This is a genomic window from Pseudomonas zeae (assembly GCF_014268485.2).
Classification (GTDB): domain Bacteria; phylum Pseudomonadota; class Gammaproteobacteria; order Pseudomonadales; family Pseudomonadaceae; genus Aquipseudomonas; species Aquipseudomonas neuropathica.
Genome location: NZ_CP077090.1, coordinates 5,606,705 through 5,629,485, shown reverse-complemented (window position 1 = coordinate 5,629,485; position 22,781 = coordinate 5,606,705). Strand labels below are relative to the sequence as shown.

Here is a 22,781-nt window from a genome sequence, read left to right as displayed (position 1 = left end):
AGTGTCTCTGATCGCTTCTGACCACTTCCGCATCGTTGTCGGCCTCGGCAAGAGCGGCATGTCCCTGGTTCGCTTCCTGGCGAGCCGGGGCACGTCGTTTGCCGTGGCGGACACGCGGGAAAATCCACCGGAACTGGCCACGCTCAAGCGTGACTATCCGCACGTGGAAGTGCGTTGTGGCGAGCTGGACGTCGAATTCCTCTGCCGTGCCGACGAGCTCTACGTGAGCCCCGGCCTGGCGCTGGCGACCCCGGCCCTGCAAGCCGCTGCGGCCCGTGGCGTGAAACTGTCCGGCGACATCGAGCTGTTCGCGCGTAACGCGCAGGCGCCGATCGTGGCCATCAGCGGTTCCAACGCGAAAAGCACCGTGACCACTCTGGTCGGCGAGATGGCGGCTGCGGCCGGCAAGCGCGTTGCCGTCGGCGGTAACCTTGGCACTCCGGCGCTGGATCTGCTCAGCGACGACGTCGAGCTGTACGTCATGGAACTGTCGAGCTTCCAGCTGGAAACCACCGACCAGCTCAACGCCGAAGTGGCCACCGTGCTGAACATCAGCGAAGACCACATGGATCGCTACAGCGGTCTGCCGGCGTACCACTTGGCCAAGCACCGGATCTTCCGTGGCGCCAAGCAGTTCGTGGTCAACCGTCAGGATGCGCTGAGCCGTCCGTTGATGGGCGAGGGTCAACCATGCTGGACCTTCGGCCTGACCAAACCGGATTTCAAGGCCTTCGGTATCCGCGAAGAAGACGGCGAGAAGTATCTGGCCTTCGAATTCCAGAACCTGATGCCGGTGCGTGAGCTGAAGATTCGTGGCGCGCACAACCAGTCCAATGCCCTCGCGGCGCTGGCGCTCGGTCATGCCGTGGGCCTGCCGTTCGACGCCATGCTCTCGGCCTTGCGCACGTTCGCCGGCCTCGAACATCGCTGCCAGTGGGTCCGCGATCTCGACGGCGTGGCGTATTACAACGACTCCAAAGCGACCAACGTTGGTGCCGCACTGGCCGCCATCGAAGGCCTCGGTGCGGACATCGACGGCAAGGTCATCCTGATCGCCGGTGGCGATGGCAAGGGTGCCGAATTCAACGATCTGCGTGATCCGGTCGCGGCCAACTGCCGCGCCGTGATCCTGATGGGCCGTGACTCCGACAAGATCGGCGATGCCATCGGTGATGCCGTGCCGCTGATTCGCGCGACCTCGCTGGTCGACGCCGTTGCGCAATGCCGCGCCGCTGCCCAACCGGGTGATGTGGTGCTGCTGTCGCCGGCCTGCGCCAGTTTCGACATGTTCAAGAATTACGAAGACCGTGGTCACCAGTTCGTCCGCGCTGTGGAGGAATTGGCATGAGCCTGCGCAATATCATCAAACCGTATCCGTCACCGATCATCACCGGGCGCGGGATCGACCTCGACTTCCCGATGCTCGCCGGTTGTCTGGCGCTGCTCGGCCTCGGCCTGATCATGATTGCCTCGGCGTCCACCGAAGTGGCGGCCGCACAGTCCGGCAGCCCACTGTATTACATGATCCGCCACCTTATTTATGTGGTGCTGGGCCTGGGCGCGTGCATCGTCACCATGATGATTCCGATTGCCACCTGGCAACGTCTTGGCTGGTTGATGCTGATCGGTGCGTTCGGTTTGCTGGTGATGGTGATCATTCCCGGCATCGGTCGCGAAGTGAACGGTTCGATGCGCTGGATCGGTTTCAGCTTCTTCAACGTGCAGCCGTCCGAGATCGCCAAAGTGTTCGTGGTGATCTACCTCGCCGGTTATCTGGTGCGGCGTCAGAAGGAAGTGCGCGAGAGCTGGATGGGCTTCTTCAAGCCGTTCATCGTGCTGCTGCCGATGGCCGGCCTGTTGCTGATGGAGCCGGACTTCGGTGCCACCGTAGTAATGATGGGTGCTGCGGCGGCCATGCTGTTCCTCGGCGGGGTCGGACTGTTCCGTTTCTCGCTGATGGTGGTGTTGGCGGTCGGAGCGGTGGTCTTGCTGATTCAAATGCAGCCGTATCGTATGGCGCGTCTGACCAACTTCGCTGACCCGTGGGCCGACCAGTTCGGAGCCGGCTATCAGTTGTCGCAAGCCTTGATCGCGTTCGGTCGTGGCGAATGGCTCGGCGTCGGTCTGGGCAACAGCGTGCAGAAACAGTTCTACCTGCCGGAAGCGCACACCGACTTCGTGTTCTCGGTATTGGCCGAAGAACTCGGCGCGGTGGGTTCGCTGTGCACCGTGGCGCTGTTCGTGTTCGTGTGTATTCGTGGCATGTACATCGGCTTGTGGGCCGAGAAAGCCAAGCAGTTCTTTGCCGCTTATGTGGCTTACGGTCTGTCGTTCCTGTGGATTGGTCAGTTCCTGATCAACATCGGTGTGAACGTCGGCCTGCTGCCAACCAAGGGTCTGACCTTGCCGTTCCTCAGTTACGGCGGCAGTTCGTTGGTGATCTGCTGTGCCTGTCTCGGCTTGTTGCTGAGGATCGAGTGGGAGAGTCGAACCCATCTGGGCAGTGAAGAGATGGAATTCCATGAGAGCGACTTCGCCGAGGAGCCGAATCATGGGCGCTAACGTATTGATCATGGCCGGCGGCACCGGCGGCCACGTGTTCCCGGCGCTGGCCTGTGCCCGCGAGTTTCAGGCGCGCGGCTACACCGTGCACTGGCTCGGCACGCCACGCGGGATCGAGAATGAACTGGTGCCGGCCGCAGGGCTGGAACTGCACCGCATCAACGCCACCGGCCTGCGCGGTAAGGGCAAGCTGTCGCTGCTCAAGGCGCCGTTCATGCTGCTGAAATCGGTATGGCAGGCGCGGGCAATCATTCGTCGCTTGAAGCCGGTGTGTGTGGTCGGCTTCGGTGGTTATGTGACTGGCCCCGGTGGTCTTGCCGCGAAACTGGCCGGTGTGCCGGTGATCGTTCACGAGCAGAACGCTGTGGCCGGCACCGCCAATCGGTTGCTGGTGCCGTTCGCCGCCCGGGTGTGTGAAGCATTCCCCGACACCTTTACTCTGTCGGACACCCGCCGTACCACCGGAAACCCGGTGCGCAGCGAGCTGTTCCTCGACACGTCGCGACCTGCTCTGGCCGGCCGCAAAGCGCGTTTGCTGATCCTTGGCGGAAGCCTGGGCGCAGAACCGTTGAACAAATTGCTGCCTGAAGCCCTGGCCCAAGTCGCTGCCGATTTGCGCCCGGAAGTGTTTCATCAGGCCGGCAAAAACCACGATGAAGTGACTGCAGAGCGCTACCGCGCCGCCGGCGTGGATGCGCAGGTGCAGCCGTTCATCAAAGACATGGCCCAGGCCTATGGCTGGGCTGACTTGGTGGTGTGCCGCGCAGGCGCGTTGACCATCAGTGAGCTGGCTGCCGCCGGTCTGCCCTCGATGCTGGTGCCTTTGCCCCACGCGATCGACGATCACCAGACTCGCAACGCCGATTATTTGGCCCGCGAAGGCGCTGCCTTCCTGATGCCACAAAGAACGACTGGTGCCGCGGACCTTGCCGCGCGCCTGACAGAGGTCTTGATGCAACCGCAACGACTCGAAGATATGGCCCAAGCGGCCCGCCGTCTGGCGAAACCCGATGCCACCCGTAGCGTGGTCGATACCTGTCTGGAGGTGGCCCATGGTTGAGAATCAGAAAGCCATGCCACAACCGGAAATGCGCCGCATCCGTCGCATCCACTTCGTCGGCATCGGCGGCGTGGGCATGTGCGGCATCGCCGAAGTGTTGTTGAACCTGGGCTATGAAGTCTCCGGTTCCGACCTGAAAGCGTCGCCGGTGACCGAGCGTCTGGAATCGTTCGGCGCGCACATCTTCATTGGTCACCGTGCCGAGAACGCCGCTGCCGCCGACGTGCTGGTGGTGTCGAGCGCTGTGAACACCTCTAATCCGGAAGTGGCGAACGCGCTTGAGCGTCGTATTCCGGTGGTGCCGCGTGCCGAGATGCTCGCCGAGCTGATGCGCTATCGCCACGGCATCGCCGTTGCCGGTACGCACGGCAAAACCACCACCACCAGCCTGATCGCTTCGGTGTTCGCCGCCGGTGGTCTGGACCCGACGTTCGTCATCGGTGGCCGTCTGAACGCGGCGGGCACCAATGCCCAGCTCGGCACCAGCCGTTACCTGATCGCCGAAGCCGATGAAAGCGATGCAAGTTTCCTGCACCTGCAACCGCTGGTGGCCGTGGTCACCAACATCGACGCCGACCACATGGCGACCTACGACGGTGACTTCAACAAACTGAAGAAAACCTTCGTCGAGTTCCTGCACAACCTGCCGTTCTACGGTTTGGCAGTGATGTGCCTGGACGATCCGGTAGTGCGTGAAATCCTGCCGCTGGTGAAACGTCCGACCGTGACCTACGGCTTCAGCGAAGACGCTGACGTGCGCGCGATCAATATTCGCCAGCAAGGCATGCAGACCTTCTTCACCGTGCTGCGCCCGGATCGCGAGCCGCTGGACGTGTCGGTGAACATGCCCGGCAACCACAACGTACTCAACTCGCTGGCAACCATCTGTATTGCCACCGACGAAGGCGTCAGCGATGAAGCCATCGTCCAGGGCCTGTCGGGCTTCCAGGGCGTTGGTCGACGCTTCCAGGTTTACGGCGAACTGCCAGTGGACGGAGGCAACGTGATGCTGGTCGACGATTACGGTCACCACCCGACCGAAGTCGCCGCAGTGATCAAAGCCGTGCGCGGTGGCTGGCCGGAGCGCCGTCTGGTGATGGTCTACCAGCCGCACCGTTATAGCCGCACCCGCGACCTGTACGACGATTTCGTCAATGTACTGGCCGACGCCAACGTCCTGCTGCTGATGGAAGTCTATCCGGCCGGCGAAGAGCCGATCCCGGGTGCCGACAGCCGCAAGCTGTGCAACAGCATCCGCCAGCGCGGTCAGCTCGACCCGATCTACATCGAGCGTGGCGTCGACCTGGCGCCGCTGGTCAAGCCGCTGCTGCGTGCCGGCGACATCCTGCTGTGCCAGGGCGCCGGTGATATCGGCGGTCTCGCGCCGAAGCTGTTGAAAAGTGAATTGTTCGCTGGCGCCGTGGCGGCGCCGGTCGAGGGGAAGTTGAAATGACTGCTGCCTACGCCAAGCTGTTTTCCACTATCGCGCCGAAAGACTTCGGCCGTGTCGCCGTGCTCTTCGGTGGCCTGAGTGCCGAGCGTGAGGTGTCGCTGAAATCCGGTAACGCCGTACTCGACGCGCTGCAAAGCGCTGGCGTGGACGCGTTCGGCATCGACGTTGGCGAAGACATTCTGCAACGGCTGCTTAGCGAAAAGATCGACCGCGCCTTCATCATTCTTCACGGCCGTGGCGGTGAAGACGGCTCCATGCAGGGTCTGCTTGAAGTAGCGGGCATTCCGTACACCGGCAGCGGCATTCTCGCTTCGGCACTGGCGATGGACAAACTGCGCACCAAGCAGGTCTGGCAAAGCCTCGGGATTCCGACGCCGCGTCACTCCGTGTTGTGCAGCGAAGCCGATTGTATTTCGGCAGCGACGGAACTGGGCTTCCCTTTGATCGTCAAACCGGCGCATGAAGGTTCAAGTATCGGGATGGCCAAAGTGAGTTCTGCGTCCGAGCTGATCGACGCATGGAAAGCGGCCAGTACCTACGATTCGCAAGTCTTGGTTGAGCAATGGATTCAAGGTCCGGAGTTCACCATCGCCACCCTGCGTGACCAGGTGTTGCCTCCGATTGCCCTGGGTACACCGCACACGTTCTACGACTACGACGCCAAGTACATCGCCAACGATACCCAGTACCGCATTCCGTGCGGGCTGGATGCCGCCAAGGAACAGGAACTCATGGATCTCACGGCCAAGGCCTGTGAGGCGCTGGGTATTGCCGGTTGGGGCAGGGCGGACGTGATGCAGGACGCCGACGGGCAGTTCTGGTTCCTGGAAGTGAACACCGCTCCGGGCATGACCGATCACAGTCTGGTACCGATGGCAGCCCGTGCGGCCGGCCTGGATTTCCAGCAACTGGTTCTGGCCATTCTGGCCGCCAGTGTTGAAGACGCTCGAGGTTAAGACGATGCAAGGCGCTCAGCTCCGACATCAGCCTCCCGCACCCGGCCGCAAGCCGGTGCCACGGGGTGCCAGCCGCATGGTGGCGAAAGAGCCGATGTCCGCGCGCCTGCCGAAAGCCAATTTCGGCTTTCTGAAAAGTCTGTTCTGGCCAGTGCTGCTGGTGGTGCTGGGCTTTGGTACTTACGAAGGTGCAACGCGTTTGCTGCCGTACGCCGACCGGCCGATCACCAAGATCGCCGTGCAAGGCGACCTGAGCTACATCAGCCAGCAAGCGGTGCAGCAGCGGATCGCCCCGTACGTGGCGTCGAGCTTCTTCACCATCGACCTGGCCGGTATGCGTACCGAGCTTGAGCAGATGCCGTGGATCGCCCACGCCGAAGTACGTCGGGTGTGGCCGGACCAGGTGGTGATCCGCCTCGAAGAGCAACTGCCGGTGGCGCGTTGGGGTGATGAGTCGTTGCTGAACAACCAGGGCCAGGCGTTTACGCCCAAGGAACTGGCGAACTACGAACATCTGCCACAGCTGTTCGGTCCACAACGGGCCCAGCAGCAAGTGATGCAGCAGTATCAGGTGCTGAGCCAGATGCTGCGGCCGTTGGGCTTCTCGATTGCGCGCCTGGAACTGCGTGAACGCGGGAGTTGGTTTCTGACCACCGGTGCCGGCAGTTCCGGCCCCGGCATCGAGTTGTTGCTGGGACGCGGCAACCTGGTGGAAAAGATGCGCCGCTTTATCGCCATCTATGACAAGACGCTTAAAGACCAGATTACGAACATTGCGCGCATCGATCTGCGCTACGCCAACGGCCTCGCTGTTGGCTGGCGGGAACCTGTAGCGCCGACGACAGCCCAACCCGCTGTCGCGAAGAATTAAGAAGAGGCAGGACCCATGGCAAACGTGCAAAGCGGCAAAATGATCGTCGGTCTCGATATCGGCACCTCCAAGGTGGTGGCGCTGGTCGGCGAGGTTTCCGACGACGGCTCGCTGGAAATCGTCGGGATCGGTACCCATCCGTCCCGTGGCCTGAAGAAGGGCGTGGTGGTCAACATCGAGTCCACCGTGCAATCGATCCAGCGCGCGATCGAAGAAGCCCAACTGATGGCGGGCTGCCGCATTCACTCGGCGTTCGTCGGTGTGGCGGGCAATCACATCCGCAGCCTGAACTCCCACGGCATCGTCGCGATCCGCGATCGTGAAGTCAGCTCGGCCGACCTTGAGCGCGTGCTTGACGCCGCTCAGGCCGTGGCGATCCCGGCTGACCAGCGTGTGCTGCACACCCTGCCGCAGGATTACGTGATCGATAACCAGGAAGGCGTTCGTGAGCCTCTGGGCATGTCCGGCGTACGTCTGGAAGCCAAGGTTCACGTAGTCACCTGCGCCGTCAACGCCGCACAGAACATCGAAAAATGCGTGCGTCGCTGCGGTCTGGAAATCGACGACATCATTCTCGAGCAACTGGCCTCGGCCTACTCGGTCCTGACCGATGACGAGAAAGAACTGGGCGTGTGCCTGGTCGACATCGGCGGCGGCACCACCGACATCGCGATCTTCACCGAAGGCGCGATCCGCCACACGGCGGTGATCCCGATTGCCGGTGATCAGGTGACCAACGACATCGCCATGGCGTTGCGCACCCCGACCCAGTACGCCGAAGAAATCAAGATCCGCTACGCCTGCGCCCTGGCCAAACTGGCCGGTGCCGGTGAAACCATCAAGGTGCCGAGCGTTGGCGACCGTCCACCACGCGAACTGTCGCGTCAGGCCCTGGCCGAAGTGGTCGAGCCGCGTTACGACGAGCTGTTCACGCTGATTCAGGCCGAGCTGCGTCGCAGCGGCTACGAAGACCTGATTCCGGCCGGCATCGTGCTGACCGGTGGCACTTCGAAAATGGAAGGCGCCACTGAACTGGCCGAAGAAATCTTCCACATGCCGGTGCGCCTTGGTGTGCCGCATGGCGTGAAGGGCCTGGATGACGTGGTGCGCAACCCGATTTATTCCACTGGCGTTGGCTTGTTGATGTACGGCCTGCAAAAACAGTCCGACGGGGTTTCGTTCTCTGGCATCGGCAGCCGCGACAGCTACAGCAACGAAGAGCCACAGGCGCCGTTGCTGGACCGATTGAAGAAGTGGGTTCAAGGCAACTTCTAAAGCTTTACCGCAACACCGCAACACCGCAACAAACAGCAGTAGGCGAAAAAACTAGAGAATGTAAGGAGAGGGAAAATGTTCGAACTCGTAGACAACATCCCCGCAAGCCCGGTAATCAAAGTTATCGGTGTTGGCGGTGGCGGCGGCAACGCTGTCAATCACATGGTCAAGAGCAACATCGAAGGCGTTGAATTCATCTGCGCCAACACTGATGCTCAAGCGCTGAAAAACATCGGCGCGCGTACCATTCTGCAACTGGGTACCGGCGTGACCAAAGGTCTGGGCGCTGGCGCCAACCCTGAAGTAGGTCGTCAGGCCGCTCTCGAAGACCGTGAGCGCATTGCCGAAGTCCTGCAGGGCACCAACATGGTGTTCATCACCACTGGCATGGGCGGCGGTACCGGTACCGGTGCTGCGCCGATCATCGCCGAAGTGGCCAAGGAAATGGGCATTCTGACCGTTGCTGTCGTAACGCGTCCGTTCCCGTTCGAAGGCCGCAAGCGTATGCAGATCGCCGATGAAGGCATCCGCATGCTCTCGGAAAGCGTCGACTCGTTGATCACCATTCCCAACGAGAAGCTGCTGACCATCCTCGGTAAAGACGCCAGCCTGCTGTCGGCTTTCGCCAAGGCTGACGATGTACTGGCCGGTGCCGTTCGCGGTATCTCCGACATCATCAAGCGTCCGGGCATGATCAACGTCGACTTCGCCGACGTACGTACCGTGATGAGCGAAATGGGCATGGCGATGATGGGCACTGGCTGCGCCAGCGGTCCGAACCGTGCACGTGAAGCCACCGAAGCGGCGATCCGCAACCCGCTGCTGGAAGACGTGAACCTGCAAGGCGCACGCGGCATCCTGGTGAACATCACCGCCGGTCCTGACCTGTCCCTGGGTGAGTACTCCGACGTGGGTAGCATCATCGAAGCCTTCGCTTCCGAACACGCGATGGTCAAGGTCGGTACCGTTATCGATCCGGACATGCGCGACGAACTGCACGTGACCGTGGTTGCCACGGGTCTGGGCGCGAAAATCGAGAAGCCTGTCAAGGTCATCGACAACACCGTTCATACCTCCATGGCTTCTGCCCAGGTACAACAACCGGCTCCGGCCCGTCAGGAAGCGCCTGCGGTCAACTACCGTGATCTGGACCGTCCGACCGTCATGCGCAACCAGGCTCAGGCCGGTGCTGCGGCTGCCGCGAAGATGAATCCGCAAGATGATCTGGACTACCTGGACATCCCGGCTTTCCTGCGTCGTCAGGCCGATTGATGGAATGTATCAGGGCTATGAAGGTGATTGGTGTTCAGCAAAGGCATGGTCTGCTATCATCGCCAGCCTTTGTTGATACCAGTTCGCAATTTGCGCTGAAGCGGCCCAAGCCATGATTAAACAACGCACACTGAAAAATATTATCCGTGCCACAGGTGTAGGCCTGCACTCCGGTGAGAAGGTCTATCTGACCCTCAAGCCTGCGCCTGTCGACACTGGCATTGTGTTTTGTCGCGCTGACCTCGACCCTGTGGTGCAGATTCCTGCCCGCGCGGAAAACGTCGGTGAAACCACTATGTCGACGACGCTGATTAACGGCGACGTCAAAGTGGACACGGTAGAGCACTTGCTCTCGGCCATGGCTGGCCTGGGCATCGATAACGCCTACGTCGAGCTCTCCGCGTCCGAAGTCCCGATCATGGATGGTAGCGCTGGACCCTTCGTATTCCTGATTCAATCGGCAGGCCTGGAAGAACAGGACGCCGCCAAGAAATTCATCCGCATCCTGCGTGAAGTGACAGTGGAAGACGGCGACAAGCGCGCCACTTTCGTCCCTTTCGAAGGATTCAAGGTGAGCTTCGAGATCGATTTCGATCACCCGGTATTCCGGGACCGCACCCAAAGTGCAAGCGTGGATTTTTCCAGCACTTCGTTCGTAAAAGAAGTCAGCCGCGCCCGTACCTTTGGTTTCATGAGTGATATCGAGTACCTGCGCAAGCACAACCTCGCACTCGGCGGCAGCGTTGAAAACGCAATCGTGGTTGATGCCGATGGCGTGTTGAACGAAGACGGCCTTCGCTATGAAGACGAATTCGTGAAGCACAAGATCCTCGACGCGATTGGCGACCTGTATCTGCTGGGTAACAGCCTGATTGGTGAGTTCAAGGGCTTCAAGTCCGGCCACGCACTGAACAACCAGCTGCTGCGCAAGTTGATTGAGCAGACAGACGCTTGGGAAGTGGTGACGTTCGAAGACGCCAGCACCGCACCAATCTCTTACATGCGCCCGGTTGCGGCGGTGTAAGTAAAAAACCTCTCTAGTTTTTTGAAGGCCATCCTCGGATGGCCTTTTTTTATGCCTGCAATTTTTGTGTTGCCTGGGCCGGCCCCATCGCGAGCAGGCTCACTCCCACAGGGGAATGCTTTTCAAATGTGGGAGCGAGCCTGCTCGCGAAGGCGTCGGTGCGATCGCCTCAGAACGTTCAGGCAGCCACCACCACCCGATTGCGCCCACTTTCCTTGGCCTGATAAAGCGCCTTGTCCGCCGCAAACAACAACTGCTCCAGCGTCATCTCACTCGCCGCCGTCCAGCTCGCAATGCCGATACTCACGGTCATCGGCCGCTCGGCCCCGTCGACCAACGGCAACTGCTCCACCGCCTGACGAATATGCTCGGCTATCTGCTGTGCGCCATGGCCATCGGTCTCGGCGAGAATCACCGAAAACTCTTCACCTCCGTAGCGCGCCACCAGATCCGTCGGTCGCCGCACATTTTCCGTGATGACCCTGGCCAGCGTCTTCAGCGCCTGATCTCCAGCCTGATGTCCATGCCGGTCATTGAAGGCCTTGAAGTGATCGGCATCGATCATCATCACCGACATCGCTTTGCCCGAGCGCTGGGCGCGGAACCACTCATGACGCAGTGCCTGATCGAGCATGCGCCGATTGGCCACTCCCGTCAGTGCATCGGTAGCGGCCAGTTGCGCCAGCTCGCGCTCGGCCCGTTGACGCAAGCGCAACTCGCGAGCCAGCAGCCAGGTCAGCCACAGCAACCCCACGCACAACACCCCAGTGGCGCCGCTGATCAACAGGGCGGTACGACGCCATGTGCCGAACACCTCGTCGCTGGACAGCGCGACCATCACCGTCAGTGGCAGATTGCCGACCCGCGAATAGGTATAGAGGCGTTGTTGATGGTCCATGCTCGAGGTGCTGGTAAAACTGCCATTGCCATCCTTGTCACCCAGAATACGCACGACATTCGGTCGGTTGCCGTAGCTCTTGCCGATGGAATCGCTTTGCAGATACGGCTTCTGCGCCAGCAGGACGCCGTCGTTGTTGATGATGTTCAGCGTGCTGTCTTTGCCAATGTCGAGGCTGTTGAACAACTGATCGAAGTAATCGAGCTTCATCGACGCCACGGCCACACCGGCGAACTCACCAGTGTCCGAGGAAATCCGTCGGCTGAAGCTGATGCGCCACTGGTTGGCTTCGTCGCAGTCGCAACGGGTCTTGAACGGGCGGCTGATAAACATGCCGACATCGCGATTGAATGCGTGGGCGAGGAAATAATCGCGGTCGGCAAAGTTGCCCGGTTTCGGCTCGATTCGCGAAGAGTCGGCGACCACATCGCCGTGTTTGTCGAGCAACAGAATGTCGCCCTTGAAGCGCGCGGTGGTCGAGCGGTCGAACAGCGCCAGATGGCGGATCTGCGGTGAGACATCTTGCAGGTCATCGCGCTGGGCGGCGGCGATCAGGCCTTGCAGGGTCAAGTCGTACAGCTCGACGGTCCGCAGGACATCGGCGTCGATCAGTTGCGCGATGGTGGTGGCACTGCGGGTCGCCGACTCCTGGGCGTTGGCGTGCTCGCGGATCAGGAGGAACGTGACGATGCACAGAATCGCGATCACGGTCAGCGAACTGCCGCAGATCAGCAGCAACTCAGGGCGCCCGGTCTTGCCCGCAACGGGAGGGGTACGGCTCGCGATCATGATTGGGCTGTCGGTTGGGGGGAAGTCTTATAAGCGTAGTAGGCCAAAAACCACAGCCGAAGCCAGAAACCATTTCCAATGTGGGAGCAGGCTCTCTCCCACAGGGTGCATCACTGAATTCAAGACGGTGTTATGGCGCCGATCTTAGAAGACGTTGATCGGGTAGTCGATGATCACGCGGTATTCATCTGTATCCGAATCAATCACGCCGTAGCCGTTGCCGCCTCGGTTGGTCGCCCATTGCAGGTGGACCGCCAGATCCTTGGCCTGACCGCTCTGCACCACGTACTTCAAGTCGAGATCGCGTTCCCAATGCTTGGCGTTGCGGCCATCGGCGCTGTACCAGTTGGAATAGCCTGTGCTGTCAGGGTCGACCTTGGTCAGATCCACAGTGCCGCGCGAGTAGGACACCGACGAGGTCAGCCCCGGCACGCCGACACCGGCGAAGTCATAGGCGTACTTGAGCTTCCACGAGCGCTCGTTCGGGCCGTTGAAGTCGGAATACTGCTGTGAGTTATCCAGATAAACGCTGTCGCCCTGGCTGATGTAGTCGAACGGCGTGTTGCCGTTGACCCGCTGATACGCGGCGGTAACGCTGTGATTACCGACGCCAACGGTGAAATGCAGGCTGTAGGTGTTGTTGTCGATGTTGCCCAGCAGCGCATCACCGGTGTCTTGCGTGTGATAGAAGTGCAAGCCCGGGTTGAGGCTGACCAGATCGTTCAACTGCCAGGTGTAGTCGAGGTCGTAGTAATACTGGTTCCAGATGTCCTTCAACTCAGAGGCATAAAGACTGCTGGTCAGGCCTTCGACACCGCTCCACGCCACGCCGGCCCAGTTCAGGTGCTGGCTCTCATCGCCGTCGGCAAGAGTGCCGTAGGAAGTGCCGATGCGCGTGTGGCCACTCTGGTTGTAAGGCTTGGTAAAACTCGCCTGGCCGCCTTCGATCAACCAGCCGTCGAAGCTGTGGTTGGTCAGGCTCACACCACGGAAAGTCTGCGGCAGCATGCGCGTATCACCGCCGGCGATGACCGGGTTGGTGAGGAACAGGTCACCGGCCTTCAACTCGGTATCGAACGCGCGCATTTTCAACGTGCCGCCCGCCGTGGAGAACGCCCCCGGCGCTTTGCCGCCATTCTCTCTGACCGGCAGGATGCTCGAGCCGTCGGTGCCGCCACCGCCATCGAGCTTCAACCCGAGCATGGCGTGGGCATCGATGCCGAAACCGACCGTACCTTCGGTGTAGCCCGACTTGAAGACCCCGAGAAAGCCCTGGCCCCACTCGATGTTGTCGTCCGCTTTCTGCAAGCGGTTGCGATTCATGTAGTAGTTGCGGGCGTTGAGGTTGAGGCTTGAACCCTCGACAAAGCCATCTTTGGCAGGCTCGTCAGCGTGAGCGGCAGGGGCAATCGTTGCGGCAATTGCAATGAACAGCGGGGTGCAGCGAACTGGGTAACGCACGTGCGATGGAGCTCCTTGGGTCAACTGGCCCTTCAATGGCTTGAGGGCTTGATGTTTCTTGTTGTTACAGACGAACCAAACGGCTTTCAGACCACAACGAAAAAAGGCCGCTGAAAGGCAGCGGCCTGGAATGACGACGGTTGAACGGGAAGAGCCAAACAACCGCGTCGAGGGAAACGTTGGCGCGGTGCGCGACTCAGCTGTCTTTCTCGGCAGCCTGAGCCTGTGAAGTGGCAGCCTGCGGGGCTTGCGTGGCGTCTTGCGCCTTGGCCATCACTTCGGCCTGATGCTGATCGAAGGCCTGCGCGCGAGCGATATTTTGCGCTACGAACGACTGCGATTCTTCAGCCATCGCCATCGGCGACAGGATCAATGAGGACAAAACGAAAGCGCTGGCAATACCCATACTGTTGGACATCTTGAAAACCTTCTCGCCTGGCGAGTGCTGTTTGGTGCGGGCAAAGATAAGGTCGCCGGGCGTTGGGAAACAGCGTGATTTTCATAAATGACTGTTGCGCAGGAGGTAAAAGTCGAAGTTCGCGGTGTAGCCAAGAGCAACCCCCTCACCCCAACCCTCTCCCCCAAGGGGGCGAGGGGGAAGGGAGCAGATCTTCATACTTTTCAAAGCCTGAGTTCGACGGGATATTTCAGGTCGGCGTACTTCGAAAGAGCACCACGGTAAGTCCCCTCTCCCTCGGGGAGAGGGTTAGGGTGAGGGGCTTTTCAGACCGGCAAATAAATCCCGAAGGTATTCATCCCCCGATCACTGCGCACAAACACATCGCCGCCATGCATCAGCGCAATCGCCTTGACGATCGCCAGCCCCAGCCCATGGTTATTGCCACTGTTGCTACGCGAGGCATCCACCCGATAAAAGCGCTCGAACAAGCGCGGCAAATGCTCGCTGGCAATCGGCGAACCGGGGTTGGCCACGCCGATACTCACCTGATGCGCTTCCACCTCGATCCGCACCTCGATCACCTGACCCGCGCCGGTGTGCTGCACCGCGTTGCTGAGCAAATTGATCAACGCCCGGCGCAAATGCGCGACCTCGATCTGCACCTGCGCATCGCCGCTGACCTGCACCTCAACCTGCGCGTCTTCGAGAATGAAATCCAGATATTCCAGGGTCGTTGCCACCTCATCCGCCAGCGACGTCGAGGTCAGTTTGGTCGCCTTGTTGCCCTGATCGGCACTGGCCAGAAACAGCATGTCGTTGATGATCGAGCGCAGCCGTTCCAGCTCTTCCAGATTGGATTGCAGCACTTCGAAATAATGTTCGGCAGAACGCCCACGGGTCAGCGCCACCTGAGTCTGACCAATCAGATTGGTCAGCGGCGAACGCAGCTCATGAGCGACGTCGGCGTTGAACGATTCCAGCCGCGAGTAGGCCTGCTCAACCCGTTCCAGCGTCGAGTTGAAGGAATCGACAAACTGCTCAAGTTCCGGTGGCAGCGGCGACAGACGCAAGCGCCCGGCCCGCAGCGGAGGCGCCAGTCGTTGAGCTTCATGGGACAGTTTGATCAGCGGTTTGAGACCAATCCGCGCGACCCAATAGCCCAGCGCCGAAGCCATCAGCACACCGACAATCGCCAGCCCGATCAAGGCAATCAGCAGGTTGTGCTGCGTCTCATGAAAGGTCTCGGTATCGATGCCGATCATGAACCGTAGCGGCGGACGCTGATCCTTGGCCGGCAACTCGGTCAGCAGCACTTTCAGTGGATAAGGCTGGCCGGGCAACTGCAAGTCATGCATGCCCAACGGGCCTTTGGCAAAAGTACGGATCGCCGCATCGGGCTGACCGTATTCGTAACCCGGATAGCCGCTCACCACCCAGAAACGAATGCGTTTGTCCTCTTCACCCAGCAGCTTCAACTTGGCGTTGATCTTCACCCAATGCTCGGGCGTACCGAAGCGATTGAGCGCTGATTCGAGCACGCTGTAACGCGCATCCAGCTCGGCTTCCGGCAGCAGACCCAAGCCTTTATCGACCTGTTGATACAGCGCGCCGCCGATCAACAGAAACACCAGCAGCGCCACCAGCGTGAACATGCCGCTCAGGCGCAGGGCAATCGAGTTACTGGACACCACGGCTCTCCAGCACATAACCCATGCCACGAATGGTGTGCAGCAGTTTCTCGTCGAACGGCCCGTCGAGCTTGGCGCGCAGGCGTTTGATTGCGACTTCGACAACGTTGGCATCGCTGTCGAAATTGATGTCCCAGACCATCTCGGCGATGGCGGTTTTCGAAAGGATTTCACCTTGCCGGCGGGCGAGAACGCTCAACAGGGAGAACTCTTTGGCGGTCAGATCCAGTCGCGTGCCGGCGCGGGTAGCCTTGCGGCTGATCAAATCTATCCACAGGTCGGCGATGCTCACCTGCACCGGTTCATGCCCACCGCTGCGCCGGGTCAGCGCTTGCAGGCGCGCGACCAGCTCAAGGAAGGAAAACGGTTTGCCGAGGTAATCGTCGGCACCGTCGCGCAGGCCTTTGATGCGGTCTTCGACGCGCTCGCGGGCGGTGAGCATGATCACCGGGGTTTGCTTGCGCGCACGCAACGCGCGCAGCACGCCGAAGCCATCGAGGCCCGGCAACATGACGTCGAGGACGATTACTGCGTAGTCGCTTTCCAGCGCCAGATGCAGGCCCTCGACGCCGTCGCGGGCCAGATCCACGGTGTAACCCTGTTCCGTCAGACCGCGGTGCAGATAGTCCGCGGTTTTTTCCTCGTCTTCGATAATCAGAACGCGCATGACCCGCCTCAGTCTGTGGTCGCCAGCGCCGCTACGGGCGCAGGTTTGGGCCTGTGGAACAGCCGCTCAAGCCACAAGTATATGACCGGAGTGGTAAACAACGTCAGCATCTGGCTGACCAGCAAACCGCCGACCACCGCGATCCCCAGCGGCTGACGCAGTTCGGCGCCGGTGCCGTAACCGAGCATCAGCGGCAGGGCGCCGAGCAGGGCGGCGAGGGTGGTCATGATGATCGGCCGGAACCGCGTGATGCATGCTTCGAAAATCGCATCCTGCGGCGACAAGCCTCGGTGGCGCTGCGCTTCGAGGGCGAAGTCGATCATCAGAATGCCGTTCTTCTTGACGATACCGATCAATAGCACCAGCCCGATCAGCGCCATGATCGAAAAGTCCTGGCCGCAGATCCACAGCATGATCACCGCGCCCAAACCTGCCGCCGGCAGCGTCGAAATAATTGTCAGCGGGTGCACGAAGCTTTCATAAAGCACACCGAGAATGATGTACACCGCCATCAGCGCCGCGAGAATCAGCCACGGCTGACTGGCCAGCGAACTCTGGAACGCCTGCGCCGCGCCCTGGAAATTGCCGCTGATCGCCGTCGGCATGCCGATCTCGGCCTTGGCCTGATTGAGCAGAATCACCGCATCACCCAGCGCCACACCGGGCGCAAGGTTGAACGACAGGTTGGCCGCCGGGAACATGCCGTCGTGGGCAATCGACAACGGGCCAATGGTCGGTGCATCGAATTTGGCCAGCGCCGACAGCGGCACCATCTCGCCACTCAGCGGCGAACGCAGGTAAAAGTAGTTGAGGCTTTCGGCCTTGCCGCGTTGTTTGGTGTCCAGCTCCAGAATCACGTTGTACTGGTTGACCTGGGTCTGGAATTCGTTGATCTGGCGTTGGCCGAAGGCGTCGTAAAGCGCCTCGTCGACATCGCTGGCGGTGAGGCCGAAACGTGCGGCGGCGCTGCGGTCGATGCTGATGTGGGTGATGCTGCCGCCCAGTTGCAGGTCGTTGGAAATATCGCGGAACGCCGGGTTGCTGCGCAGTTTTTCCGTGAGGCGTTGCGTCCATGTCGCGAGGGTCGCGCCGTCGTTACTCTTCAGCACGTATTGGTATTGCGCGCGGCTCGGACCGGAGCTGAGGTTGATGTCTTGGCCGGCGCGCAGATAGAGGACGATGCCGGGGACTTTCATCAGTTGCGGACGGATGCGGTCGATGAACTGGCTGGCGCTGACATCACGGTCGCCGCGTTTTTTCAGGGCGATCCAGAAGCGGCCGTTGGCGATGGTCTGGTTGCTGCCGGAGACACCCACCGAGTGGGAAAACGCCTGCACGGCCGGGTCGGCGGCGACGATTTCGGCCATCGCCAGGTGTTTTTTCACCATGTCGCCATAGGAAATATCCGCAGCGGCTTCGGTGGTGCCGAGGACGAAACCGGTGTCCTGTACCGGGAAGAAACCTTTCGGGATAAAGATGTAACCGCCGATGGCCAGCGCCAGCGATAAGCCGAACACACCGATCATCAATTTCTGATGGGCGAGGGCGCGGCGCAGACCTCGTTCGTACCAGCCGAGCAAGCGTTCGCTGAAGCCCGGTTTGGCGTGGGCGTGGTGCACCGGTTTGCGCATGAACAGCGCGGCCAGCGTCGGCGCCAGGGTCAGCGACACCACCACGGAAATCATGATGGTCGAGGTCGCAGTCAGGGCGAATTCCTTGAACAGTCGCCCGACCACACCGCCCATGAACAGCAGCGGAATAAACGCCGCCACCAGCGAGAAACTGATCGAGACCACGGTAAAGCCAATCTCGCCGGCGCCCTTGATCGCCGCTTCGCGCATGTCGTCGCCGGCCTCCAGATGGCGGTGGATGTTTTCCACCACCACGATCGCATCGTCGACGACGAAGCCGACCGCGACGACGATCGCCACCAACGTCAGGTTGTTCAGGCTGAAACCGAGTAGGTACATCAAAGCGAAACTGGCGATCAGCGAAACACCCAGTACCGCCGAGACAATCAGGGTTGCCGACAACTGACGCAGGAACAGCGCCATCACCGCGACCACCAGCAGGATCGCGATCAACAGGGTGATTTCGACTTCATGCAGCGAGGCGCGAATGGTCTGGGTGCGGTCGATCAGGGTTTTTACTTGCACCGAGGCCGGCAGCATGGCTTCGAGGCCGGGCAGGGCGGCTTGAATGCGGTCGACGGTTTCGACGATGTTCGCTCCAGGTTGACGCGAGATCACCAGGTTTACCCCCGGTTGATCGCCCGCCCACGCTTGCACATAGTCATCTTCCGAACCGTTGATAACGTTAGCGACATCTCTTAGGTGAACCGGGGCGCCGTCCTTGTAGGAAACGATGAGCTGGCGGTATTCCTCGGGCTGGAACAACTGGTCGTTAGTCGACAGCGTGGAGATGCTCGATTCGCCGTACAGCGCACCTTTGGCGAGGTTGAGGCTGGTCTGCTGTATCGCCAGGCGGATGTCGGCGAGGGTCAGGCCGATGGCCGCCAGTTTGTCGGCTGAGGCTTGCACGCGGATTGCGGGACGTTGCTGACCGGTGATGTTGATCTGGCCTACACCGTCGATCTGACTGATCTGACGCGAGAGCAAGGTTTCCACCAAGTCACTGAGTTCGGTGCCGGGCATTTGCGTCGAGCTGACGCTGAGGATCAGCACCGGGCTGTCGGCCGGATTGACCTTCTTCCAGGTCGGCAGCGTCGGCATGTCCTTGGGCAGTTTGCCGGCGGCGGTGTTGATCGCTGCCTGGACTTCCTGCGCAGCGGTGTCGATGCTTTTATCGAGGGTGAATTGCAGGGTCAGCAGGCTTGAGCCCAGTGCGCTGCTCGACGTCATCTGGGTCATGCCGGGGATGGCGCTGAATTGCACCTCCAGCGGCGTGGCCACGGACGAGGCCATGGTGTCGGGGCTGGCGCCGGGTAACTTCGCCGAAACTTGAATCGTCGGAAATTCCGCTTCCGGCAGTGGGGCGATTGGCAGGCGCGGGAAGGCTATTGCGCCGACCAATACCAGCGCGATGGTCAGCAGAATCGTCGCCACCGGATGATCGATGCACCACGTGGAGACGCCTTTGTGCGCCTTCATGGTTTTGGCTCCGCTTGCACCACCTGCGGCGGCTCGCTCATGACTTGCACGGTCGAACCGGGTTTAAGCCGCGACTGGCCGTCGGTGACCAGTACGTCACCGGCCTTCACGCCTTTGATGATGTCCTGGCCGCTGCCTTGATAAACCATCTGTACTTGCACGGCTTCGACCTTGTCACCGTTGACCCGATAAACGAAGTGTTGATCGAGGCCACGTTGTACGACGGTGGGCGGGACGACCAGCGCATCTTTGTCGAGGGCTGTCTGAATTTTTACCGTGACCAGCAGGCCGGGCCAGAGCTTCTGGCTGGCGTTGTCGAATTCGGCCTTGGCGCGGATGGTGCCGGTGTTGGCGTTGATCTGGTTGTCGATCAGGGTCAGGTGCCCTTCGCCGAGCAGGTTGCCGGTTTCGCCATCGGTGTCGGCGCCGATGTAGGCCTTGACCTGCGCGCGTTGCGGGTCGCTGATGAGTCCTTGCAGGGTCGGCAGCATTTGCTGGGGCAGGGAGAATTCGACGGCGATCGGATCGATCTGGGTGACGGTGAACAGGCCAGCGGTGTCGGTCATGCGCAGGAAGTTGCCTTCGTCGACGGTGCGAATACCGACACGGCCGGTGACCGGGGAGCGGATCTGTGTGTAGGAAAGTTGTACTTGCGCAGCATCAATCGAAGCCTGGTTGCCTTGGGCGGTGGCTTTCAGTTGGTTGACCAGGGCTTGTTGCTGGTCGTAGGTCTGTTTCGAGATGCCGTCGTCGACGGTGAGCAGTTTGTAGCGTTTGAGGTTGACCAGGGCGACTTGCAGTTGCGCCTGGCTTTCGCCCAGTTGCGCGCGGGCCTGGTCGAGGCTGGCGCGGATGGAGCGGTCGTCGATGGTGGCCAGCAGGTCGCCTGCTTTGACGAGTTGGCCTTCTTTGACGAGGATTTTGGTGAGGATGCCGTCGATCTGGGGGCGCACTACGACGCTGTGTAATGAGAGTACGGAGCCGATGCCGGTGGTGTAGCGGGGGACGTCTTTTTCGCTGACCGCTATGACTCGCACCGGGATGGCGGTGGGGGTGGCGAGTTTGGTGGGGGCGGGTTTCATTGCCCACCATGTACCTGCGGCGGCCAGGACGATCACTAGGGCTAGCAGGGCTTTGTTCTTTTGGATTCGCATGCGGGGTGGGCGCCGGACGGATTTTGGGCAGGGTTAGGGTCTTTATAAACTTGTTTTGGGGTCAGGAGGGTGACGGCTAGCTGTCGGCGCTGTCAGTTTTCTCTGGGTGTATATCCGTTGCTGCGGGTGTGGCTGATTACGGTTCCGCCCTTACGGCGGGTCACTTTTTACAAACGCCTAAAAAGTAACCAAAAACGCTTGCTCCTACGTACGGCCCGCTCGCTGGGGCTCGGGGTTCCTTCGCTCCGGGATCGATCCGGGCGCAGCGCCTACGGTTTGCTTCGCTGCACCTCCTCTCGCTGTGTTTGGCTGCGCCAAACGGTCGCTGCGCTCCCACGCCCGGATCAATCCCTCCACTCAGCCTTCCGACGTCGCCCGTGGATCAAGATCAAGAGCAGGCGAGCTGACACTCGGCCTATTGAGTGGTGAAGAGCGCGGGTGTTCGGCTTTTGATTTGCGTTGTTGCTGCCCCTCACCCCAGCCCTCTCCCGAGGGAGAGGGAGCCGATTTGTGGGCCTTTCAGAATCTGAGTTCAACGCGGAATTGCACGTCGGCGTAGTTCTGCCAAACACCACGGTCAGTCCCCTCTCCCTCCGGGAGAGGGATAGGGTGGGTAAAGACCGGATACATCCTTTACGTTTGAGACCGGGGACATGGTTTACAGGTATCAATCATGGTCAGGAGGTGCTGACCATGCCCTGGAAACAAGAGTCCCCAATGGATCAACGAGTGAAGTTAATTAGCGATTGGCTCAGCGGCAGCTACACCAAAAGCCAATTAAGCCGGCGGTATGGCGTCAGTCGTCCAACCATCGACAAGTGGCTGGAACGGTATGCAGCGTTGGGCGTGGATGGCTTGAAAGAGCAGTCGCGTAAGCCGCTGAATTGCCCTCACCAAACTTCCGATGAAATCATCGCCAAGTTGCTGGCCAAGAAAAACGAACATCCCGATCGGGGACCCAAGCAGATCATTGGTCGCCTGCGCGATTCCGATCCGCATATCCAATGGCCGGCGGCGAGTACCGCCGGGGAGTGGTTGAAGAAAGCTGGTTTGGTGGTGGCACGACGGCCCTATCCCCCGCGTCCCCGTGCTCCAACACATTTACGTCCGGTCGACGCGCCCAACCAGACTTGGTGTGCTGATTACAAAGGGCAGTTCAAAATGCAGGACGGTAATTGGTGCTATCCGCTGACCATTACCGATCAGATGAGCCGCTTTTTATTCGTCTGTCGCGCTTTGCCCAGTACGCACGGAGCGCCGACGCGGGAAGGCTTCGAGTGGGCTTTTCGAGAATATGGGCTGCCGGATGTGATCCGCACTGATAATGGCGCTCCTTTTGCGTCGACAGGTCTGGCGCGACTTTCGAAGTTATCGGTTTGGTTCATCAGGCTTGGAATCCATGTCGAAACGATTACACCTGGCCGTCCCGACCAAAATGGTCGACATGAACGGATGCATCGAACGCTAAAGGCAGCAGTGCCACCGGCGGAAAACCTGGTGCGCCAGCAGCTGGCTTTTCAGGATTTCATCCAAGACTTCAACCACCACCGACCGCACACCGCGCTGGGCATGAAACCGCCGGCATCTGTCTATCGCCCGTCGATACGCGCTTATCCCGGTTACTTGCCTGCGCTTGAATACGGTTCCGATGTTGAAGTACGCAAGGTTCGGTCAAATGGGGAAATTAAATGGAAAGGACAGCTGATTTTTCTGGGAGAAGCTCTGATTGGAGAGGACATCGCGCTGAAGGAAGTGGCTGATGACACTTGGGAACTGTACCTTTGCAGCCACTGTTTAGGCAGGCTTGAAAGCGGCGTCAAACGCGTTTCAAGCCTGTAAAGGTGTAAACGATGTCCCCGGTCTAATTTGTAAAGGATGTACCGGTCTCTACAGTGAGGGGCTTTTGATCTGTTTCAAAACCTGAGTTCAACACGGTATCGCACGTCGGCGTAGCTCTGCCAAACACCACGGTCAGTCCCCTCTCCCTTTGGGAGAGGGCTAGGGTGAGGGTTGGCTTTTGGCTGTTTAAATTTGTGTCAAATAACCAGAACCTTCCCACAATGTTTTCAGGTTGTCCGTCGGACGTGCGTTCTCTAGTCTTTGGTTGTCGCCGAAAACTCGGTGATCGGGTGTGAGAACCC

Annotated in this window: 17 protein-coding genes; 10 read left to right on the top strand and 7 right to left on the bottom strand. The window is 60.2% G+C overall.

Annotated elements, in window-relative coordinates:
• The first annotated feature begins 1 nt into the window (after position 1).
• The 9 genes from murD (at position 2) to lpxC (ending at position 10,473) form a co-directional block, all read left to right on the top strand.
• Positions 2-1,348 carry a UDP-N-acetylmuramoyl-L-alanine--D-glutamate ligase gene (gene murD / locus HU754_RS24765; protein WP_186624756.1) on the top strand — a complete coding sequence of 449 codons (1,347 nt, stop codon included), beginning with the start codon at positions 2-4 and terminating at the stop codon, positions 1,346-1,348.
• Complete coding sequence (gene ftsW, locus HU754_RS24760; protein ID WP_007916996.1) at positions 1,345-2,562, top strand: putative lipid II flippase FtsW; 1,218 nt, start codon at positions 1,345-1,347, stop codon at positions 2,560-2,562. Before murD ends, ftsW begins: the two co-directional genes overlap by 4 nt.
• The gene (gene murG, locus HU754_RS24755; protein ID WP_064392864.1) at positions 2,552-3,622 is read left to right on the top strand and encodes an undecaprenyldiphospho-muramoylpentapeptide beta-N-acetylglucosaminyltransferase; all 1,071 of its coding nucleotides are present in this window, start codon (positions 2,552-2,554) and stop codon (positions 3,620-3,622) included. Before ftsW ends, murG begins: the two co-directional genes overlap by 11 nt.
• A complete protein-coding gene (gene murC, locus HU754_RS24750; RefSeq protein ID WP_186624755.1) occupies positions 3,615-5,075 on the top strand; it encodes a UDP-N-acetylmuramate--L-alanine ligase in 1,461 nt (486 codons plus the stop codon). Before murG ends, murC begins: the two co-directional genes overlap by 8 nt.
• Positions 5,072-6,031: a D-alanine--D-alanine ligase gene (locus HU754_RS24745; protein ID WP_186624754.1), complete on the top strand. Its 960-nt coding sequence runs from the start codon at positions 5,072-5,074 to the stop codon at positions 6,029-6,031. Before murC ends, HU754_RS24745 begins: the two co-directional genes overlap by 4 nt.
• 4 nt (positions 6,032-6,035) lie before the next feature.
• Positions 6,036-6,902 (top strand): cell division protein FtsQ/DivIB, encoded by an 867-nt coding sequence (locus HU754_RS24740; RefSeq protein ID WP_053123632.1) that lies wholly within the window; start codon positions 6,036-6,038, stop codon positions 6,900-6,902.
• A gap of 15 nt (positions 6,903-6,917) precedes the next feature.
• Complete coding sequence (gene ftsA, locus HU754_RS24735) at positions 6,918-8,177, top strand: cell division protein FtsA (RefSeq protein ID WP_007916987.1); 1,260 nt, start codon at positions 6,918-6,920, stop codon at positions 8,175-8,177.
• 75 nt (positions 8,178-8,252) lie between these two features.
• Positions 8,253-9,449: a cell division protein FtsZ gene (gene ftsZ / locus HU754_RS24730; protein WP_016986475.1), complete on the top strand. Its 1,197-nt coding sequence runs from the start codon at positions 8,253-8,255 to the stop codon at positions 9,447-9,449.
• Positions 9,450-9,561: 112 nt separating this feature from the next.
• The gene (gene lpxC, locus HU754_RS24725; RefSeq protein WP_007916984.1) at positions 9,562-10,473 is read left to right on the top strand and encodes a UDP-3-O-acyl-N-acetylglucosamine deacetylase; all 912 of its coding nucleotides are present in this window, start codon (positions 9,562-9,564) and stop codon (positions 10,471-10,473) included.
• 178 nt (positions 10,474-10,651) lie between these two features.
• Here lpxC and HU754_RS24720 read toward each other — a convergent pair whose 3' ends face one another.
• From HU754_RS24720 to HU754_RS24690, 7 genes are all read right to left on the bottom strand, one after another.
• Positions 10,652-12,160 carry a sensor domain-containing diguanylate cyclase gene (locus HU754_RS24720; protein WP_116255167.1) on the bottom strand — a complete coding sequence of 503 codons (1,509 nt, stop codon included), beginning with the start codon at positions 12,158-12,160 and terminating at the stop codon, positions 10,652-10,654.
• Between the two features lie 144 nt (positions 12,161-12,304).
• Positions 12,305-13,621 (bottom strand): OprD family porin, encoded by a 1,317-nt coding sequence (locus HU754_RS24715; RefSeq protein ID WP_186624753.1) that lies wholly within the window; start codon positions 13,619-13,621, stop codon positions 12,305-12,307.
• Positions 13,622-13,817: 196 nt separating this feature from the next.
• Positions 13,818-14,039 (bottom strand): hypothetical protein, encoded by a 222-nt coding sequence (locus tag HU754_RS24710; protein WP_093430681.1) that lies wholly within the window; start codon positions 14,037-14,039, stop codon positions 13,818-13,820.
• Positions 14,040-14,344: 305 nt separating this feature from the next.
• Complete coding sequence (locus HU754_RS24705) at positions 14,345-15,709, bottom strand: heavy metal sensor histidine kinase (protein ID WP_186624752.1); 1,365 nt, start codon at positions 15,707-15,709, stop codon at positions 14,345-14,347.
• On the bottom strand, positions 15,699-16,376 hold the full coding sequence (locus tag HU754_RS24700) for a heavy metal response regulator transcription factor (protein WP_007916978.1): 678 nt from the start codon (positions 16,374-16,376) through the stop codon (positions 15,699-15,701). The genes HU754_RS24705 and HU754_RS24700 overlap by 11 nt, the downstream gene beginning before the upstream one ends.
• Positions 16,377-16,384: 8 nt before the next feature.
• Entirely contained in the window at positions 16,385-19,486 is a 3,102-nt protein-coding gene (locus tag HU754_RS24695) for a multidrug efflux RND transporter permease subunit (protein WP_186624751.1), read from the bottom strand.
• Positions 19,483-20,640, bottom strand: coding sequence for an efflux RND transporter periplasmic adaptor subunit (locus tag HU754_RS24690; RefSeq protein WP_217827576.1), 1,158 nt, complete (start codon positions 20,638-20,640; stop codon positions 19,483-19,485). Before HU754_RS24690 ends, HU754_RS24695 begins: the two co-directional genes overlap by 4 nt.
• 693 nt (positions 20,641-21,333) lie before the next feature.
• Between HU754_RS24690 and HU754_RS24685 the strand changes: the two genes are divergently transcribed.
• Positions 21,334-22,479: an integrase core domain-containing protein gene (locus HU754_RS24685; RefSeq protein ID WP_217827574.1), complete on the top strand. Its 1,146-nt coding sequence runs from the start codon at positions 21,334-21,336 to the stop codon at positions 22,477-22,479.
• Positions 22,480-22,781: the final 302 nt, after the last annotated feature.

What these genes read in the sequence shown, in the direction of transcription:
- ftsA (WP_007916987.1), top strand. Translation starts at nt 6,918, where the DNA reads ATGGCAAACGTGCAAAGCGGCAAAATGATCGTCGGTCTCGATATCGGC.
- HU754_RS24685 (WP_217827574.1), top strand. Translation starts at nt 21,334, where the DNA reads ATGCCCTGGAAACAAGAGTCCCCAATGGATCAACGAGTGAAGTTAATT.
- HU754_RS24740 (WP_053123632.1), top strand. Translation starts at nt 6,036, where the DNA reads ATGCAAGGCGCTCAGCTCCGACATCAGCCTCCCGCACCCGGCCGCAAG.
- HU754_RS24690 (WP_217827576.1), bottom strand. Translation starts at nt 20,640, where the DNA reads ATGCGAATCCAAAAGAACAAAGCCCTGCTAGCCCTAGTGATCGTCCTG.
- HU754_RS24695 (WP_186624751.1), bottom strand. Translation starts at nt 19,486, where the DNA reads ATGAAGGCGCACAAAGGCGTCTCCACGTGGTGCATCGATCATCCGGTG.
- lpxC (WP_007916984.1), top strand. Translation starts at nt 9,562, where the DNA reads ATGATTAAACAACGCACACTGAAAAATATTATCCGTGCCACAGGTGTA.
- murG (WP_064392864.1), top strand. Translation starts at nt 2,552, where the DNA reads ATGGGCGCTAACGTATTGATCATGGCCGGCGGCACCGGCGGCCACGTG.
- HU754_RS24710 (WP_093430681.1), bottom strand. Translation starts at nt 14,039, where the DNA reads ATGTCCAACAGTATGGGTATTGCCAGCGCTTTCGTTTTGTCCTCATTG.
- ftsZ (WP_016986475.1), top strand. Translation starts at nt 8,253, where the DNA reads ATGTTCGAACTCGTAGACAACATCCCCGCAAGCCCGGTAATCAAAGTT.
- HU754_RS24720 (WP_116255167.1), bottom strand. Translation starts at nt 12,160, where the DNA reads ATGATCGCGAGCCGTACCCCTCCCGTTGCGGGCAAGACCGGGCGCCCT.
- HU754_RS24700 (WP_007916978.1), bottom strand. Translation starts at nt 16,376, where the DNA reads ATGCGCGTTCTGATTATCGAAGACGAGGAAAAAACCGCGGACTATCTG.
- ftsW (WP_007916996.1), top strand. Translation starts at nt 1,345, where the DNA reads ATGAGCCTGCGCAATATCATCAAACCGTATCCGTCACCGATCATCACC.
- murC (WP_186624755.1), top strand. Translation starts at nt 3,615, where the DNA reads ATGGTTGAGAATCAGAAAGCCATGCCACAACCGGAAATGCGCCGCATC.
- HU754_RS24745 (WP_186624754.1), top strand. Translation starts at nt 5,072, where the DNA reads ATGACTGCTGCCTACGCCAAGCTGTTTTCCACTATCGCGCCGAAAGAC.